Origin of the sequence: Pseudoalteromonas sp. SR45-1, from assembly GCF_014163655.1 — a bacterium.
Lineage (GTDB): Bacteria > Pseudomonadota > Gammaproteobacteria > Enterobacterales > Alteromonadaceae > Pseudoalteromonas > Pseudoalteromonas distincta.
Genome location: NZ_JACJDR010000017.1, coordinates 98,091 through 116,411, shown reverse-complemented (window position 1 = coordinate 116,411; position 18,321 = coordinate 98,091). Strand labels below are relative to the sequence as shown.

Sequence of the window (18,321 nt, the reverse complement as noted above, 5' to 3'; positions counted from 1 at the left end):
CTAATTAAAATTAAAATTAAAATAAAAATAAAAAACTTAAACTATTCTAATTATTAGATAAATAGAAGTTATGGACCTATAATAATAAAGAAATCAACATCTAAATAAAAATAGGAAATACATATGAAAAAGCTATCTGTAGCAGTAGCTGTATGTGCTGTACTTGCATCTAGCTATGCAAGCGCTGAAGTACGTATTAATGGTTTTGCATCTATCGTAGGTGGTAAAAGCCTAGACAGTGATCAAACCTTATACGGATATGACGACGATATCTCATTTAAAAATGAGAGTAAGTTCGCTTTACAACTATCTGCTGATCTTCAAGAGAAACTGACGGCTACGGCTCAAATTATTGCGCGTGGAGAGGACGACTTTGACGCCACGTTTGAATGGGCATATGTTACTTATGAATACAGCGATGAACTGCAATTTAGCGCTGGTAAAATGCGTGTCCCTTTCTATAAATACTCAGATTTTTTGGATGTTGGCTATGCTTATCGCTGGGTACGCCCACCTCGCTCAGTGTACGGTATCCCATTTTCGACTTATGAAGGCTTGAGTGTTGTTTACAACAATCAATTAGGAGATTGGGACTCTACTTTACAAGGGTTTTACGGCGCTTTTGATGGCGATATAGATGTATTTGGAGATAGCTTACCTGCTGAGTTAAATAATTTAGGCGGTATAAACTGGAGCCTATCATACGACTGGTTCAGTGCACGAGCTGCATATATTGTGGCCGACACTAGCATTTCTATTGATAGCAGTGACTCAAGTAACTTAAGTGCCTTAAATGGAATTATTGATGTACTCAATACTAACGGTTTAACCAGTACAGTAAATGATCTGATTACTGACGAAGATGAAACAACTTTTGTTGGTATTGGCTTCTCTATTGACTATGATAACTTCTTATTTGATGCTGAATATACACAGTTTGAAGTAGAGGGGAGTATTTTGGCTGAACAATCACAATACTATGCCTCTGCGGGTTATCGTATAGATGATGTTATTGTTCACTTCACCTATGAAAAAAATGATGATAAGCATGATTCGTCACGTTTTAATACTCTTGAATCAATTCCTTTATTAAATACTACTGTGAACTTTGCCCTCGAGAGCATGCGTGCAGAGAGTAACGTATACACAATTGGCGCACGTTATGACTTCCACCCTTCAGCTGCATTTAAAATTGACTTCAGTCGATTTGATGATGACATCACTGACACTGAAACGGATATAGTCGCCGTTGGTGTTGATTTAGTATTTTAATTGGAGCGGAATATGAAAAAATTAATCCTAGCTAGTGCGCTTTCATTATGTTCTTTCGGTGCTTTGGCTCAAGTTGCAGTAATTGTAAATCCTAGTAATGCAAATGCACTTGATGCAGAGACTATTAAGAAAATTTACTTAGGAAAGGCCAAGTCGTTTGATAACGGCAATAAAGTCAACCCAGCAACTCAAAACGGTACCGCTATTGCTGATGAATTTAATTCGAAAGTGGTAGGTAAATCGAGCAGCCAATTAAATGCCTATTGGTCAAAACTTGTTTTTACAGGTAAAGGGACACCGCCTGAAAAGTTTGATTCAGATCAAGCTGTCATTGACTTTGTTGCCGCTAATGGTGATTCAATCGGCTATATAGATAGCAGTAAAGCAACTGATAAAGTTAAAGTGATTGCTACCTTTTAATTGCTATTATTAAATTAAAAAAGCCACCTAATCGGTGGTTTTTTTTATAACTTAACTTTAATAACAATTCGCTCAATTAAGTGAAATATTTTGAGGGAGAGAAACGGTGTCGATAGCAAGGCAAATAATTTCTTATTTAGTATTCTAAATAAGAAATTTTAACGCAGCTAGCGTCTGATCTGCCCTCTCAAAATGAATAAGCATTACTGCGAATTGATTTAGCTACATTACTCAACTTTAAATTTAGCCGTAGCATCTAATAGGTTATCTGAAAGGTAATGAAGGTTTTTAGCTACATCCCTCACAGCCGTTAGCGAGTCCATTGTATCTTCAAATGATACGTGCATATTTGTCACGTTTTCTACAACCATAGCAGCAACTGATGTTTGCTCTTCTGTGGCAGCAGCAATTTGTGAGTTCATCCCATTTATTTCTAGCATTTGCTCTGCAATTTTCTCTATAGAAATGCCCGTTTTTTCTGCTGCAGTTGCATTATCTGTAGCCATATCTCTTGCAGTCGTCATTGCAGTAACTGATTCGTTAGCCGCTTCAGTTAAAGTAGTCAACAGCTCTCGAATCTCATTTGTAGAGTGAGCAGTTCGCGATGCAAGCTCTCTAACTTCATCAGCGACAACAGCAAAGCCTCGGCCATGCTCACCAGCACGGGCAGCCTCAATGGCAGCATTAAGTGCAAGTAAATTTGTTTGCTCCGCTATTGATGTAATAACATTTAATATTTGCGACACATTTTTTGTATCGTCTGCTAATTTATTGATAGTTGTAGCAGCGTGATTAATCTCATCACTTAACGTACGAGAAGCGGTTACTGATGTTTGTACTTGAGTTCTACTTTGCTCAACTTCTTTCTCTGCCGTTTGCGCTGCATGAGAAGCACTTGCAGCTGATTGAGAGATATCTCCTACACTCTGTTTCATCTCTTCCATTGATTGCTTTACAATCTCAGCATCAGTGGTTTGTTTAGTCGTTGCACGCTCCGCTTGTTCCATCCCCTGCACTAAACGAGTAGAGTTTTCCATTAACGGTTCGCAAACCGCGATAATTTCTAACACCGTTTTTTTCAATATGCCAATAAAAGAGTTGAAGTTTATAGATACTTGGCCTATTTCATCTTCAGAGTTAACTGTCAATTTAGTGCTTAGCGAGCCTTTACCGCTTGCTAATAAGCTTAAATTATTTGCCGCATCACTTGCCGAAGAAGCAATTCGCTTAGCTATCCAAATAGCCATAAAGAGTAATAAAATAAGCGATACAATAGAAACAGCTAACATTAACGTAAGGGCGTAATCAGAACGGTCCTTTGTGCTTGCAACAAGTTCAAAAAAGCGATCGTCAGCTTTGACTTGTGCTGCCTTAAACTTTTCTAGGACATCGGTATAAAGCGCTGTTTTCCTCTGTGCTTGTTGTTGAATTTTACTAAAATCTGCTGTTCCATTTACCATGCCATTTGCGATAGTCGCTGATATTTTTTCGTAATTTGCGAGCTGCTCTTTAGTGTCACTGTGAATGTAAGAGGCATTTATTTTTTCTATCGCAATAATATTCAACTCAAGTTGCTTGTATGTGTCAGATGCTTTCTCGACTAAATCTTGCTCACCAAATGTTACGGCTTGGGTGTAAAGTTCGTCCAGCTTCTCTAAAATGCCAACATTAGCAGATGTTAACTTAACAACTTTGTAGGATGATTTTTCCATTTCATCAAGTGCAATTCTATTATCATTCATAGCAAAATAGTTGATCAGAACAATCACTAAAAATGCAACGACAGCAATACTCGTAATCGCATGTATTTTTTTACTTATGCTGAGATTTTGAAAAGTGAAGCCTGAAGCCATTGTGAATACCTTATTTTATTGTCTAAATCTATTATCGGCTTATTACTCATAAGTGTTAACTAAATTTGTAAAATTTCTAGTTTTTTTTACAAACAATTCAAAATTCTACATAACTAATTGCCCTTTAAAAAAAGAAAGTACAAATAACATTCAATTTAAATCGCAGGCACAAAAAAACCAGTAACATTTCTGTTACTGGTTTCTAAATTTGGTGCGGATGGGGGGACTTGAACCCCCACGCCCGAAAGCACCACCCCCTCAAGGTGGCGTGTCTACCAATTCCACCACATCCGCATTTTTAAGCTTTCGCTTATTTGTTAAACATATGATTTATTTGAGGAGTATAAATCGTTTAACTATAGCATTACGCTAAATTAGTTCGGTACGTCAGAGCTTTGCTCTTTCGTAGATGTTACCGGAACATCTTCTTCAACAGGAACTACAGTTTCTACTGCAGGAGCTGCTTCTAGGTTTTCCCACTCGTCAGTCTTTTTAATTTGACCTGCAGTTAGGTTACCTAGCACAATGCTTAAAACAAAAAATACTGTTGCTAAGCTTGTGGTTGTTTTTGTCATAAAGTTACCAGCACCAGACGAACCAAAAACCGTGCCTGAAGCACCAGCACCAAATGAAGAACCCATATCTGCGCCTTTACCTTGTTGAATTAAAACCATTCCAACTAGAGCTAGAGCCACAACTAAATAAACTACTAATAAAATTTCGTACATCTTATACAGTCCCTTTTGCACTGTTACAGATTGCAGAAAAAGATTCTGCTTTTAGACTTGCGCCGCCAATTAAGCCGCCATCTATATCTGTTTGTGCAAATAATAATTCGCTATTTTTTTCATTAACGCTACCACCATATAAGATGGAAAGCCCTTGTGCTAAAGTGCTATCAAGTGCAGCAATTTTATCACGGATAAATTTATGAACAGTTTGTGCCTGCTCTGGCGATGCAGTCTTACCTGTGCCTATGGCCCAAACGGGCTCGTATGCTATCACAGAATCTTTCAGTGCTGCTACACCTAATTTTTCAATTACTGCATCAATTTGTGCAGCAACGACTTGTTCGGTTTGACCGTTTTCTTGCTCACTTTCACTTTCGCCAACACATAAAATTGGTGTTAACCCAACTTCTTGTGCTCTAGCAAACTTTTCAGCGACAGTTTCATTACTTTCGTTATAAATACTGCGGCGTTCAGAATGACCAACGAGTACGTAAGTTGCACCTAAGTCTTTTAGAAGCTGTCCGTCTACTTCACCGGTAAACGCACCAGGTGTATTTTCAGAAACAGTTTGAGCACCTGTAGAAACACCACTAGCTATCATCGCAGGTACAAGTGGGAATGGAGGAAATAAAACAATGTCCATCTCTTGTGATTTTACATCGTTAATAGCATCAGACATTTGTTTAACTAGCTCTAACGAACCATTCATTTTCCAGTTGCCTGCGACCATCGCCTTGCGTATTGCCATTTTCCACTCCACATTAGAAAGCGGGCGAGATATTAACTTTTCTCGCCCAAAGTTACAAGAGGTTATTGTTATTAATCAGTCTGTTTGCTCATAGATTCTACAACAGCTGCAATTTTTTGAGCGCTGTCTATTACAATTTTTTCTTGCTCGGCTTCAACCATAACACGAACAACAGGTTCTGTGCCTGATTTGCGCAGTAAAACTCGGCCTTTGTCGCCTAAAGCAAGCTCAACTTCTGCTACAGCTGAAAGTACCTCTGGCGCTTTTGTCGGATCTGTTCCAGCGGTATAGCGCACGTTAATCATTTTCATTGGATATTTAGTAAAACCAGCACCCAAATCTTGTAGTGTACGGTTTTGTGCAACCATAGCTGCAAGTACTTGCAAACTTGATATAATGCCATCACCCGTGCTAATTAAATCTAAATTTAAGACATGGCCTGAGCTTTCACCGCCAATTTTCCAGCCTTTTTGCTGTAGTAATTCCATTACATAGCGGTCACCCACTTTACTGCGAGCAAACTCGATACCTTTTGCTTTTAAAGCATTTTCAAGACCCATGTTAGACATTACAGTGCCAACTACACCTCCACCCAACATATCATCTTCGGCAGCTTGGCAAGCAATAATATAAACTAAATCGTCACCATCAAATACACGACCATTATGATCAACCATCATTACACGATCGCCATCCCCATCGTATGCAATACCTACGTCAGCTTTAAATTCAAGCACTTTGCGTTTAAGGGTATCTACATGAGTAGCGCCACATTCATGATTTATATTAACGCCATTAGGCTCGCATGCATGTGTTATAACTTCAGCGCCAAGTTCGCGCATGACAGAAGGAGCTATATGGTATGTAGCGCCATTTGCGCAATCGACAACAATTTTAAGCCCTTCTAAAGATAACCCTTGGGGGAACTGGCTCTTACAAAACTCTATATAACGGCCGTCTGCACTAACTAAACGCGAAGCTTTACCTAGTTTATCTGAAGCAACACATGTCATTTGCTCATCAAGCATCGCTTCAATTTGAAGCTCTACTTCATCGTCAAGCTTTAGACCCTGCCCATTGAAAAACTTAATACCGTTATCGTAATAAGGGTTATGTGAGGCACTAATTACTATACCTGCCTCTGCACGAAATGTTTGCGCTAAATACGCAACTGCAGGTGTCGGCATTGGACCCAGTAATACAACATCAATACCAGCGGCAATTAAACCAGCCTCAAGTGCAGTTTCAAGCATGTAGCCAGAAATACGCGTATCTTTACCTATAATGACTTTTTTAGTACCACTTTGAGATAATACGCGCCCTGCAGCCCAACCCAACTTCATTGCAAACTCAGGGTTAATAGGTGGCGTTCCTACTAGACCACGTACGCCATCAGTACCAAAATATTTTCTTTCTTTCATTATGCAATTCCTTTCTCGCAGGCTTGATATACACCAAGTACGTCTGCGGTTTCTTTAACGTCATGTACACGAATAATTTTTGCGCCATTTTGCGCCGCGATTAACGCACCCGCTAAGCTGCCCGCTAATCGCTCATTTGTTTCTCTATTTAATAGATTACCTATCATCGACTTACGAGATAATCCGGCCAATAATGGCAAACCTAACTTGTTAAAATCATCAAACTTAGCCAATATTTGATAGTTATGGCTAAGTGTTTTTCCAAATCCAAAACCAGGGTCTAGAATAAGTCGCTCAAACTTAATCCCTGCTGTTTCACATGCTTTAATACGTTCACTAAAAAACATATTTATATCTGCAAACAGATTGTCGTAATGAGGTGCGCACTGCATGCTGCGGGGTTGCCCTTGCATATGCATTAAACAAATTGCTACATCTTCATACTGCGCAACCGTTTCTAAGGCGTTTATTTCTTGTAGAGCTCTTACATCATTGACTATATCTGCCCCAGCGAGTATTGCTTGCTCCATTACTTGTGCTTTACTGGTATCAATTGAAATAACGCAATCACTGTACTCACGTATCGCTTTAATAGCAGGAATTACTCGGGCTAGTTCATCTTTCAAACTCACATCTGGCGCGCCGGGGCGGGTAGACTCTCCCCCAATGTCTAAAATTTGCGCACCATCCCCTAACAATTGCATTGCGCGCTTTAGCGCTATTTTGGGGTCTAAAAACTGCCCGCCGTCAGAAAATGAGTCTGGCGTTACATTCAATATTCCCATAATAACAGGCTTTTCAATATTGAGCGTACGTCCTCTGGGAAGCTTTAATATATTAGTCATTGCCAACCTTTATTCTTTTTCTAAATAGCTGATACAAAAAAGCCCCGAAATTCGGGGCTTTCACTAACTATTTTAACGATTATTCAGCTTTATCATCAAGGTTTGTTTCATCTTTTTTCGATGAATCATCAGTCTTTTGACTTTCATCAAGCACTGGCTCTTGAGGTTCTTGCTCTTTTACCGGCTTAGCTTCATGGCGGTCATGAGCATCGCGCGGCTCACGCACTGGTTGGCGCGCCATTAAATCATCAATTTGCTTAGCGTCTATTGTTTCGTATTTCATTAACGCGTCTTTCATTGAGTGAAGAATATCAATATTTTCTTTTAATATTTCTTCTGCTCTTTGGTAGTTACGATCTGAAAACAAGCGTACTTCAGCATCAATTACTTTAGCAGTATCATCCGACATACTAGATGCACGGCTTCCGCCACCACCCATATACATCTCGTTTTGATCTTCAGCGTAAAGCAATGGACCTAGCTTTTCACTTAAACCCCAATGTGTAACCATTTTACGTGCAATATCAGTTGCGCGCTCAATATCGTTACTTGCACCCGTTGTTACTTTGTCAGCACCATAAATAAGCGCTTCAGCAATACGGCCACCATAAAGGCTTGAAATCATTGATTCTAAAAGCTCTTTTGAATGACTAACACGGTCTTGTTCAGGCAAGTACATTGTTACACCTAGCGCACGGCCACGTGGAATAATAGATACTTTGTAAACTGGATCATGTTCAGGAACCATACGGCCCACAATTGCGTGGCCTGCTTCGTGATATGCTGTCATTTCTTTTTCTTGCTCGCTCATCACCATGGTTTTGCGCTCTGCGCCCATCATGATTTTATCTTTAGCAGCATCAAATTCAGCCATACTTACAACACGTTTATTACCACGTGCAGCATAAAGTGCAGCTTCGTTTACTAAGTTCGCTAAATCAGCGCCAGAAAAACCTGGTGTTCCACGCGCTATAAGAGCCGCCTCTACGTTATCGCCTAATGGCACTTTACGCATGTGTACTTTAAGTATTTGCTCACGACCACGGATATCAGGTAAACCAACTTCTACTTGGCGGTCAAAACGACCTGGACGAAGTAATGCAGGATCTAGAACATCTGGTCGGTTAGTTGCCGCGATAACGATAATACCTTCGTTACCACCAAAACCATCCATTTCTACTAGCATTTGGTTGAGTGTTTGCTCACGTTCATCGTTACCGCCGCCCATACCTGCGCCACGTTTACGACCAACCGCATCAATCTCATCTATAAAGATAATACAAGGTGCCGCTTTTTTAGCTTGTTCAAACATATCACGTACACGTGACGCACCCACACCGACAAACATTTCAACAAAATCTGAACCAGAAATTGTAAAAAACGGTACTTTCGCTTCACCCGCAACAGCCTTTGCAAGTAACGTTTTACCAGTACCAGGAGGACCAACCATTAGTACGCCCTTAGGAATACTACCGCCAAGCTTTTGAAACTTAGAAGGGTCACGTAAAAAGTCTACCAATTCGGTAACATCTTCTTTCGCTTCATCACAACCAGCAACATCTGCAAACGTTGTTTTAATTTGATCTTCGCTCATTAAACGAGCTTTACTCTTACCAAATGACATAGCGCCTTTACCGCCGCCGCCTTGCATTTGACGCATGAAGAATATCCATACACCAATAAGCAGTATCATCGGGAACCAAGAAATAAATATACTTGCTAAGAATGATTGTTCTTCAGGTTGTACACCCTTCACATTTACATCATTTTTAAGTAAATCATTTATTAAGTCTTCATCGTACATTGGCATCGTTGTTTGAAAACGCTCACCACTGCTCTTAGTACCAGTAATATTTCCTGTACCGCGGTCGATAATAACTTCTTGTAAAGAGCCACTGCGGACATCTTTAACAAATTGAGTGTAACTTGTTTGACGATCAACTTGCTCGCCACCATTAAAGCTCTGAAAGACTGACATCAGCACAACTGCAATCACCAGCCATAGTATTAAATTTTTCGCCATATCGCTCAAGGGGTTAACCTCTTGTATCCAATTAATTTAAATTCAACTAAACGCCAAGCAACTGTACTACAGTTTGTATCCAGTCGCTACTATATATACTTCCCGAGAACGGGCACGTGAGGCATCAGGTTTGCGTATTTTCACTGCTTTAAAACTATTACGTACATCTTGCAAGTATTGATCAAAGCCTTCACCTTGGAAAACCTTAACAATAAATGCGCCATTTTTCTTTAGTACTTGACTACACATATCCAGCGCAAGTTCTACCAAATACATACTACCCGCTTGATCTACTGAGTTATTACCACTCATATTTGGTGCCATGTCAGAGAGTACCACATCAACATTTTTACCATCAATACGTTTTAGCAACGCATTTAACACAGCTTCTTCACGAAAGTCACCTTGTAAAAAGTCAACACCCGCAAGTGAGTCCATAGGTAATATGTCACAGGCAATTACTTGACCTTTGTCACCTACTTTTTCTGCCAAATACTGTGACCAGCTTCCTGGAGCTGCTCCTAAATCAACAACGGTCATACCGGGGCGAAGTAACTTATCTCTATTTTGTACTTCATCTAATTTAAAAACCGCTCGTGAACGCCAGCCTTTTTTTTGCGCTTCTTGAACATATTTATCATCAAAATGTTCTTTCAGCCATCGCTGTGAACTGGCTGACTGTTTTTTATTTGTCATAAATTAACACGCAACTAATTAGTAATATTCTCTAGATGGCGTTAGAATACCCTTAATTCAAGCCATATTCAGCAAAATTTGTATAAACATGACATTATCAAACAAACAAAAGCAGTTTTTAAAAGGTCAGGCACATAGCCTCAAGCCTGTAGTTTTACTAGGTTCTAACGGTTTAACCGAGGGCGTAGTAGTCGAAATTCAAAGTGCATTAGAAATTCACGAATTAATCAAAGTTAAAGTTCCAACTGATGATCGTGAAACAAAAGCACTTATTTTTGAAGCAATCGTACGTGAAACTGGTGCGACTAAGCTACAAACGATAGGTCACACTATTGTGCTTTATCGTCAAAGTGTTGAGAAAAAAATACATTTACCACGTAACTAATTAATCCTATTTAAAGGATTTAGTACGTTTAAATTAAAAAACCAGCTTAATGCTGGTTTTTTGTTATATAACACTTTTTAATTTAAAAGCTCATTGTATGGTGCGTTACATCATAATCAGTGCCATTACTTCTGGGCTTATTATGCAATATAAAATACTGAGTAAATTGTGTCTCACTCATAGCTGGCACTTTTTCATTGGAGAGTAGTTCAGCCAGTTGCGGCGTCGTATTACTGTGCCCAATAACAACAACTACACCCTTTAGTTTGAGTAACTCATTTTTTAAATCACCTAGCTCAACTGCGTTATACACATTTAATTTGGTATTAAAATGTGCCTGCAAAGGTGCGGCTGTCTGCAACGTGCGTTTATAGTTGCTGCTAAAAAGATGTATATTTTGATGTTCTTTAAACAAAGTAACTAAATTATTTGCACGTGCCTTCCCCTCTTCTGAGAGCGCTGGGTTTTTCCCCGTTAACTTTTCGCTATGACGAAACAAATATACCTCGTCAGGTGCGGCAAATGCCAAACTACAATTAAATGACAAGGCTAAAAAAGTGATTGCTAATATTATTTTATTCATATTTTTTTACCTCGTTTGTATTCTAATAGCCTGTCGATAAATTCAGTTGTTAATTCATTTATTACGCCGGTTTCAGCATTAACGATTAAACTAAAACCAACATTTAAGTGGGGAAACACAACCACATCGCTTCTATATCCTTGCACCCAGCCACTATGATAGTAAAGCGTTTCATCAGCGTAATTATAAACCCGCCAACCTAGTCCGTAATAAGCCTCATTAAGGTGTTTTTTCCACACCCTGCGATGCATTTCTTTTTTTGTATGTGTATAAGGACGCGTTTGCTTTGCTAGAGTATCCAATGACAAAACATCTGGGTATTGCCCTAGCTGGGCTTTTAACCAAATGGCCATGTCATTTGCGCTTGCGTTTACACCCGCTGCAGGTCCCACTTTATAATAATTTTTTTTAAGCTTAGCGCTATACCAACGTTTTGTACCGCGCACGTGTGGTAATGCGTAATTTTCATCCTGAACCATAGATTCAAAACCTAAGCTGGCATCACTCATTTTTAAAGGCGCAAAAATAGTTTCCCGTAACCACTGCGCGTAACTTTTACCACTGCTTTGTAATATCACATTACCTATAAGGCTAAACATAACATTTTGATAACCGTAACATTCGCCTGGTTTGCAAATAGGTTTAACACTAAGTAATTTTTCAACAATACTGGGGTAATCCATACGAGACTCTATCAAATTATCGTACGCATTAGGCACTAACCCACTTGCATGACTTAGAAGGTGAAATACCTTTAAATCATCTTGATAAACAGTCCCTTTGAACTCAGTTATGTAATCGCTAACAGCTTTATCTAATTTAAGTAAACCCTCATTGGCTAATTTAGCTGATAACGAGCCTGCAAATGTTTTAGAAACAGACGCGAGCCTAAACCGGGTATGCTTATTTACTTTTTGTCCATTTCGGGTTTTAGTTACACCCATGGTGTGGATGTAGTCTGAGTTGTTTGTACTTACAATCGAAAGTGCAGCGCCTGGTATACCTTTATTTTTCAGTTTTTTTTGCGCATAACGGCCGTAATTTTTTACAAATGCATCCCAATCAGGATCTGCTTTTGCTGCAAAACTCACAGAGCTAAACAACAAACACAAAGCAGGTAGGCTATACAATAAAGATTTGAGATACTTCATTTTTATAAATTTTATCTTTTTAACTACATCTATGTAGATAATATCATGAAGTTTTGTTTGGACTAACGTACAATACGACGATTATTTGGCTTTTAGTGAGTGTTTATTACTTATGCGTTTTTTAGTTGTGTCACTTTTTGTTATATTATCAACTGGTTGTACTCTTACAAAGCAGCCGGCCGAGCCACTGGCTATGCCATTAAAGCCAACATTAAAAAGTCAGACCTACCAGCTTGAGTACACCACAGAACACTCATCTCCAAAAGTTAAATCCGTTCAACTTCCTGCACATAAGGTAGTTAGAAACCAAACAGTAAAAATTATTACCGATAAGGCAAGTGTAACCGATAAACTTTTATCGCAAATTAGCCAAGCACTTAACGATAAACAGCTAAAAGTAACCACTAAAAATAACAGCGACTACACACTAACTATTCAGCAACTTGATTTAACTTTCACTGACGATGTTAAGTACGCAATAAAGCAACCTGAGAACCCTTTTACATTATATTCAGATATTGCTCAGCAATACCCAACTCAGGAATGCGCTGCAATATTTGCACAAGTAAGTATGCGCCTCACACACAAAGCATCAGGTGATGTTGTTTGGTTTGCTAAATCTTCTATTGATAGTGCAAGTTTTCATCGTGAGCCACTAGTTTATAGTTTCACCGAAGAGCAAAAAATAACTAATGAGCTTGAGGTTGTCGCTTTTGTCCATCAGCAAAATACTGATGAAGCCCGCATGGAAAGACTTGGAAAAGACATTCAAATTCCTCAGTACAAAACGTTGTCAAAGTTATCTAGCCTTGCCAAGCTTAGTGGTCCATGTAACAGAACAGAAGTAAGCGCATTAACGCCTATGATGCAGTTTTACTTAAGCAGTATATTAATCGATAAAATTAAAGTTCAGTAAATTAGGGTCTGTTGATCTTTACGGATTAAAATTTGTTCAAACTAGGGGCTATTTAATCGCGGCGCTCGGTTTGTAACCTAGTGGGCTCGATAACTGCTCCTGCGTTATTCTAATGGCTTACATCCATGTAAGAATAAGTAAAAACCGAGCAACAAAGCGTAAATAGCCCTTAGGAAGAACCCATTGGGCAGCGCCTGTTTGGCATTAATGCTACGTTATCGCCCATTTATGGGGAATAGCCACACTGCATAGGCTCTGCCTTGCCTATATACCAAACAGACTGCTGAAAATTTAACCTTGAAAGTTCAACAGACCTAACACTTACTACATTTTTTTACAGATTAAAGGAACGAATTAACAATATACTACGCCTAATAACAAATAATAATTAGGCCCCATAGGGATGAGAAACACTTTGCTTAACCATACTTTAGTTAGCATAACATTGCTTTTTTGCTTTATTTTTAGCACCACAAGTATGGCAAGTAATCGCTATTATGCAGACAATACGTTAGAGCCAACCCAAGGCTTTGCCTGGGATTGGAGTGCAGGTGCGGGCTTTTATATTGAAGATTCTTACCTAATCGGTATCGAATCTTACGATAAGGGCGTTGAGCTTGATTTAAGTCTTGCTGTTTCTTACGATAAATTTTATCTTGATTTTGATCACAATCAACTCAGCGGTGGTCTTGTAATTGGTTACAGCCTTATAGATAAATTTGATTGGGGCTTAGATATACTTGGCACAAATACTCAAGCCGGGTTTGACGAAAAAGGCCTCGGGTTTTATAACCACGGTGTTATAAAAGAACTCCAAGGTATTAAAAAACGTAATTACGATTTTGATGTTGGTCTTAGGCTCTCGCGCCGATTTGAAAATTCACAATTCTCCTTTGAATACCTTCATGACGTATCTGGTGCCCATAATGGCTGGGTTATAAATAGCTTTTTTACCCACATTTTGCCATGGCGAAACTGGGAGTTTAGATCTGGTGTTGGTTTAAGCGCCTACTCTGCTGACTTTACAAATTATTACTTTGGCATTGATAGCGATGAAGCCACCAGCCTTCGCCCGATTTATAGCAGCAATGCCAGTACTAGTATCATCTTTGAGTTCCATGCTGAATATCCAATAAGCCAAGATTGGGTGTTTTTATCCGGTTGGCTTACTACATGGTTTTCAAAAGAAATTGACGACAGTCCAATTATTTCCCAAGGATATCAACATAAAGCCAAGGTAGGCCTACGTTATGTATTTTAGATGGATCTGGGTATTACTGATCTTTCCCAGTACCTTTACTGTTAAAGCGCAGGACCCCCCTGAAGCACTCATAGCACTACCCGACACTTGCGTTGCACTGCGCGAAGGGCGTAATTGCTATGCCGATGTTACACTTACGTGGGAGCAGCCTATCATTGGTAATTACTGCCTACGCGATGCAACTTCAAAGTACATTATGCAATGTTGGCTAAAGCAACAAAGTGGTACTTTTAATTATGCTTTTGACTCACAGCAAAGCATTTCATTTGAACTATTTGATAGCAATACATCCAAAGTCATCAGTACAGCAGAAGTAAAACTACAATGGGTTTATCAAAACAGACAAAAAAAACGCCGCTGGCGACTATTTTAATACCAATCGTATTAGGGATATTTTATGGATAACTACGGCACTATTTTACTTGTTGAAGACGATGCATCACTAGCGCAATGGGTTGCTGAATATTTAACAGAGCAAGGCTATACAACGCATGTTTGTCATCGTGGTGACGAAGTTGTTAGCCAGGTCAAAACGTTAAACCCAAATATTGTGCTCCTTGATATTATGCTCCCGGGGCAAGATGGTATTAGCGTATGTAGAGAGCTTCGTAGCTTTTATAATTCGCCTATTATAATGCTCACCGCACGCGATGAAGAGATGGATGAAGTTATTGGTTTAGAAGTTGGCGCAAGCGATTACATAATGAAACCGGTGCGTCCACGTGCATTGCTAGCGCGAATAAAAGCAGCACTGCGTCAAAATAATGAGCCAAATAAGCCGCAGGTTAGCCAAAGCGTTATTCAAGTTGGTGCACTTAGTATTAATACCGAATCTAGAAATGTGACCCTTAACAAGCAAGATATAAACATATCAAGCGCCGAATATCTATTATTACACTACCTTGCAAGCAATGCAGGTCAAGTTGTCTCACGCGATGCCGTATTTAAAGCTACGAAAGGTAGAGAATACGATGGGCTTGATAGAAGTGTTGATGTACTTATTTCTGCACTTCGTAAAAAATTTAATGATGATCCACAAAACCCTGAAAAAATTAAAACTATTTGGGGCCGTGGATATTTACTTGTTTCTACCGCGTGGTAATAGAGCGATGAATAAATAAATGAAAAAGTTTTATATATCGCTTCTAGGCAGTGCACTTTTATCTATTGTGGTATTGGGCTGGCTTATTGATGCTTTTAGTCAACAAGCGCATACCCCACAAGATGAATTTAGTCAGCAAAGTAAAATGATCATGGGTTTTAATAAGCAGTTAGCTAACATACCTACATCTGAGCGCAGCGATTATGTAAAACAACTAGCCCGAGAGTTTGATGTTTTAATTGACTACAAGCCAAATGAGTCACTCGCTTTACCACCTTCTTTATTATTACAAATGCACACGCCAGGTGGGCTGATTTTAGAGGATCAGCAAGGCTTTTATATGCTTTATAGTAGCGACGTTTTAAATCCTTTTCACTTATCAATGCGCTTAGATAAAATTTTTGATAGCGAGCAGCATAACGACATTATATTAACTCTACTATTTTACGCAGGCCTATGTGTATTTATGGGGTTTATTATCGCGCCCTTAGCTAAACGGCTAACTGTCTTAAATGAAGCCGCTAAAAAGTTTGCCTCTGGTAATGTTCAAGCCCGAATAAAGGTATCGCACTTTACCTATATAAAAGATGTAGAGCTTACTTTTAACCGCATGGCTAGCCAAATAGAGAAACTTGTCGCCGAAAACAAACTAATGGCCTCGAGCTTGTCTCACGACATCCGCACCCCTATCGCGTGCCTGCGATTTGGTTTAGATGCGGCATTAGATAGCCATGATGAGCAAAAAGTAAAACAGTATTTAACCCGTATGGAAAACGATTTAGATCATATGGAATCGATGCTTAGTAGCTATTTAGCATTTGCTACTTTAGAGCAAAACGCGAATAAACTAACCTATTCATCAACCAATATTAAATCCTACCTTGAAGATATTTTAGTTCAACTTGCACCAAAACTTGAAATGCAAATGCTCAACGTACAGCTCAATAGTACAGATAAAATAATAAATGCAGATCTTCACTGGCTGGCTCGTGCAATTACTAACTTATTAACTAACGCATGTGATTTTGCAAACCAACATATTTACCTCAGTGCAAAGTTACACGAGCAACAGCTTATAATAACGGTAGAAGATGACGGCCCTGGTATCGCACAAGAGAACTTTAGTAATGTATTTAGCCCATTTTTTAGAGAGGAAGATCACCGTAACAGAGCCGATAAGAGTTATGGCCTTGGCCTAGCCATTGTTACCAAGGTAGCTGATTGGCATCATGGCAGCGTTAAAGTAAGTAAAAGCACCCAGTTAGGGGGGGCGTGCTTTACTCTCACTATTGCACAGCACCATAATCCGTAAAGCAATAGTTACAGACTGTAATTAACAATTATTAAACAAAATCAACTCGTTATTTTAAACGACTTAATAACAACAATTAAAATCGATGGTTATAACATACACTTTACTTATTAATTTGTGCTAGATCAGCAAATAAGCACTTTTTATTTTTTTACATTTCCAGTAGATTGTCACCGCCGTCACACAATAGAGAAGTACAATAATATGAGCGCAGTTAGAGGCGAGTTTAGCTCTCGCTTTGGTTTTATTATGGCCGCCGCGGGTTCTGCCGTTGGTTTGGGCAATATTTGGGGATTCCCTACACAAACAGCAAGTAATGGCGGTGCTGCATTTTTAGTCGCATATTTAGTGCTTGCGTTCTTTTTAGCCTACCCCGCTTTAATGGCTGAACTTATGATTGGACGTCATGGCCAAGCAAACGCAGTGTCATCACTTCAAAAAATATCTAATAAGCCATGGCAAAAACACTTTGCCTTTGCTGTTGGTTTTGGCGGTATTTTATGCGCTGGCTTTATACTAAGCTTTTACGCCATTGTTGCCGGTTGGATGCTCAGCGCCACAGCTGAACCTATAGCCACTTTAGTTGGTGCCAACACAGCATCTACATGGTTAAGCGAGCAATCACTTACACGAAATATTATATTTACGATGATATTTATTGTACTAACTGTTGCTATTATAAGTAGAGGCGTTGAAAACGGTATTGAGAAGTGGTCTAAGCGTTTAATGCCTGCACTTTTAGGCATTTTATTTGCACTTATTGCTTATGTAATGACGCAAGATGGTGCTATGGAAGGCTTAAAAGCCTACTTAGTTCCTGACTTTTCATCTATTTTTGACGCAAAACTATTAGTAAGTGCATTAGGGCAAGCTTTCTTCTCTTTATCGCTTGGCACTAGCGTAATGATTATTTACGGCTCGTACATTAGTAAAAAAGAAAATCTTGTTTCTTTAGGTGCCTATGTGACCCTTATTGATGTATTTATAGCCTTTGTTGCAGGTTTACTGATTATTCCGGCTATGTACGTAGCACAAGCTCAAGGCGTTGAAATATTCTCGGCCACAACGGGTAAGCTACTCTCTGAAGATACATTAGTGTTTCAGGTACTCCCCGCTTTATTTGATGGAATGGGCGAAGTTGGCTTATTTGTGGGTTTTTCATTTTTTGCGTTAATGAGTATTGCCGCTTTAACATCATCTATTTCAATGTTAGAGGCGCCAGTATCATACACCGTAGAGCGCTTTGGGATGAAACGCGTTCAAGCAACGTGGTTAATTGGGGCGCTAATCGCTATCGTCAGTATTACAATTGTGTGTAACCTTAGCAGCTTATTTGGCTTAGTAATCACTCTCACTACAAAAGTAGCTCAGCCTTTACTTGGTCTTATGTGTTGTATATTTGTAGGCTGGATTTGGTATAGAGGCTCATTACTAAAAGCAATTCAAGAGGGTAACCCTGAAGTTCACAATACATTGTTTTGGAAAATATGGCCTTGGTATACTAAGTTTGTATGTCCACTGGCTATTGGCATGGTGTTTTTACATTCACTATTGAGCTAAATGATACCTTAGCCTTAAAATAGTTTTAAATAAAATAGCCCA

General features: G+C 39.1%; 18 protein-coding genes and 1 tRNA gene. 9 read left to right on the top strand and 10 right to left on the bottom strand.

All coding sequences use genetic code 11. The annotated features are described in order from the left end of the window. Positions 1-123: 123 nt before the first annotated feature. Complete coding sequence (locus H5089_RS16600) at positions 124-1,272, top strand: porin (RefSeq protein ID WP_039484471.1); 1,149 nt, start codon at positions 124-126, stop codon at positions 1,270-1,272. A 12-nt stretch (positions 1,273-1,284) separates the two neighbouring features. Continuing rightward, the gene (locus H5089_RS16595; RefSeq protein ID WP_182712669.1) at positions 1,285-1,692 is read left to right on the top strand and encodes a phosphate ABC transporter substrate-binding protein; all 408 of its coding nucleotides are present in this window, start codon (positions 1,285-1,287) and stop codon (positions 1,690-1,692) included. Positions 1,693-1,919: 227 nt separating this feature from the next. Here the strand turns inward: H5089_RS16595 and H5089_RS16590 are convergent, their stop codons facing one another. The 8 genes from H5089_RS16590 to rlmE form a co-directional block, all read right to left on the bottom strand. Next, entirely contained in the window at positions 1,920-3,545 is a 1,626-nt protein-coding gene (locus H5089_RS16590; RefSeq protein ID WP_165724376.1) for a methyl-accepting chemotaxis protein, read from the bottom strand. A gap of 209 nt (positions 3,546-3,754) precedes the next feature. Then, positions 3,755-3,839 (bottom strand) — tRNA-Leu (locus H5089_RS16585). Positions 3,840-3,919: 80 nt separating this feature from the next. Beyond that, positions 3,920-4,273 (bottom strand): preprotein translocase subunit SecG, encoded by a 354-nt coding sequence (gene secG, locus H5089_RS16580; protein WP_002962769.1) that lies wholly within the window; start codon positions 4,271-4,273, stop codon positions 3,920-3,922. A 1-nt stretch (position 4,274) separates the two neighbouring features. Next, positions 4,275-5,024, bottom strand: coding sequence for a triose-phosphate isomerase (gene tpiA, locus H5089_RS16575; RefSeq protein ID WP_002962767.1), 750 nt, complete (start codon positions 5,022-5,024; stop codon positions 4,275-4,277). A 71-nt stretch (positions 5,025-5,095) separates the two neighbouring features. Further along, positions 5,096-6,445: a phosphoglucosamine mutase gene (gene glmM, locus H5089_RS16570; protein WP_002962765.1), complete on the bottom strand. Its 1,350-nt coding sequence runs from the start codon at positions 6,443-6,445 to the stop codon at positions 5,096-5,098. Then, positions 6,445-7,290, bottom strand: coding sequence for a dihydropteroate synthase (folP, locus tag H5089_RS16565; protein ID WP_154903580.1), 846 nt, complete (start codon positions 7,288-7,290; stop codon positions 6,445-6,447). Before folP ends, glmM begins: the two co-directional genes overlap by 1 nt. A gap of 79 nt (positions 7,291-7,369) precedes the next feature. Further along, positions 7,370-9,313: an ATP-dependent zinc metalloprotease FtsH gene (gene ftsH, locus H5089_RS16560; protein WP_259396083.1), complete on the bottom strand. Its 1,944-nt coding sequence runs from the start codon at positions 9,311-9,313 to the stop codon at positions 7,370-7,372. Between the two features lie 66 nt (positions 9,314-9,379). Beyond that, the gene (gene rlmE, locus H5089_RS16555) at positions 9,380-10,009 is read right to left on the bottom strand and encodes a 23S rRNA (uridine(2552)-2'-O)-methyltransferase RlmE (protein ID WP_002963155.1); all 630 of its coding nucleotides are present in this window, start codon (positions 10,007-10,009) and stop codon (positions 9,380-9,382) included. 88 nt (positions 10,010-10,097) lie between these two features. Here rlmE and yhbY point away from each other — a divergent pair, with 88 nt between their 5' ends. Then, entirely contained in the window at positions 10,098-10,394 is a 297-nt protein-coding gene (yhbY, locus tag H5089_RS16550) for a ribosome assembly RNA-binding protein YhbY (RefSeq protein ID WP_002963153.1), read from the top strand. A gap of 82 nt (positions 10,395-10,476) precedes the next feature. Here the strand turns inward: yhbY and H5089_RS16545 are convergent, their stop codons facing one another. Together H5089_RS16545 and H5089_RS16540 are read right to left on the bottom strand one after the other, a co-directional pair. Further along, the gene (locus tag H5089_RS16545; protein ID WP_182712667.1) at positions 10,477-10,977 is read right to left on the bottom strand and encodes a histidine phosphatase family protein; all 501 of its coding nucleotides are present in this window, start codon (positions 10,975-10,977) and stop codon (positions 10,477-10,479) included. Beyond that, the gene (locus H5089_RS16540) at positions 10,974-12,128 is read right to left on the bottom strand and encodes a serine hydrolase (protein ID WP_182712666.1); all 1,155 of its coding nucleotides are present in this window, start codon (positions 12,126-12,128) and stop codon (positions 10,974-10,976) included. Before H5089_RS16540 ends, H5089_RS16545 begins: the two co-directional genes overlap by 4 nt. 112 nt (positions 12,129-12,240) lie before the next feature. On the opposite strand from H5089_RS16540, the gene H5089_RS16535 reads away from it, so the two are divergent. From H5089_RS16535 to H5089_RS16510, 6 genes are all read left to right on the top strand, one after another. Next, the gene (locus H5089_RS16535; RefSeq protein WP_002963149.1) at positions 12,241-13,044 is read left to right on the top strand and encodes a hypothetical protein; all 804 of its coding nucleotides are present in this window, start codon (positions 12,241-12,243) and stop codon (positions 13,042-13,044) included. A gap of 478 nt (positions 13,045-13,522) precedes the next feature. Continuing rightward, entirely contained in the window at positions 13,523-14,305 is a 783-nt protein-coding gene (locus tag H5089_RS16530; protein WP_259395072.1) for a MipA/OmpV family protein, read from the top strand. After that, on the top strand, positions 14,295-14,678 hold the full coding sequence (locus H5089_RS16525) for a DUF3019 domain-containing protein (protein WP_024597091.1): 384 nt from the start codon (positions 14,295-14,297) through the stop codon (positions 14,676-14,678). The genes H5089_RS16530 and H5089_RS16525 overlap by 11 nt, the downstream gene beginning before the upstream one ends. A gap of 24 nt (positions 14,679-14,702) precedes the next feature. Next, positions 14,703-15,407 (top strand): response regulator transcription factor, encoded by a 705-nt coding sequence (locus H5089_RS16520; RefSeq protein WP_182712664.1) that lies wholly within the window; start codon positions 14,703-14,705, stop codon positions 15,405-15,407. A gap of 19 nt (positions 15,408-15,426) precedes the next feature. Beyond that, the gene (locus H5089_RS16515) at positions 15,427-16,719 is read left to right on the top strand and encodes a HAMP domain-containing sensor histidine kinase (protein WP_182682682.1); all 1,293 of its coding nucleotides are present in this window, start codon (positions 15,427-15,429) and stop codon (positions 16,717-16,719) included. A gap of 204 nt (positions 16,720-16,923) precedes the next feature. Beyond that, positions 16,924-18,279, top strand: coding sequence for a sodium-dependent transporter (locus H5089_RS16510; RefSeq protein ID WP_138488731.1), 1,356 nt, complete (start codon positions 16,924-16,926; stop codon positions 18,277-18,279). Positions 18,280-18,321 lie beyond the last annotated feature (42 nt).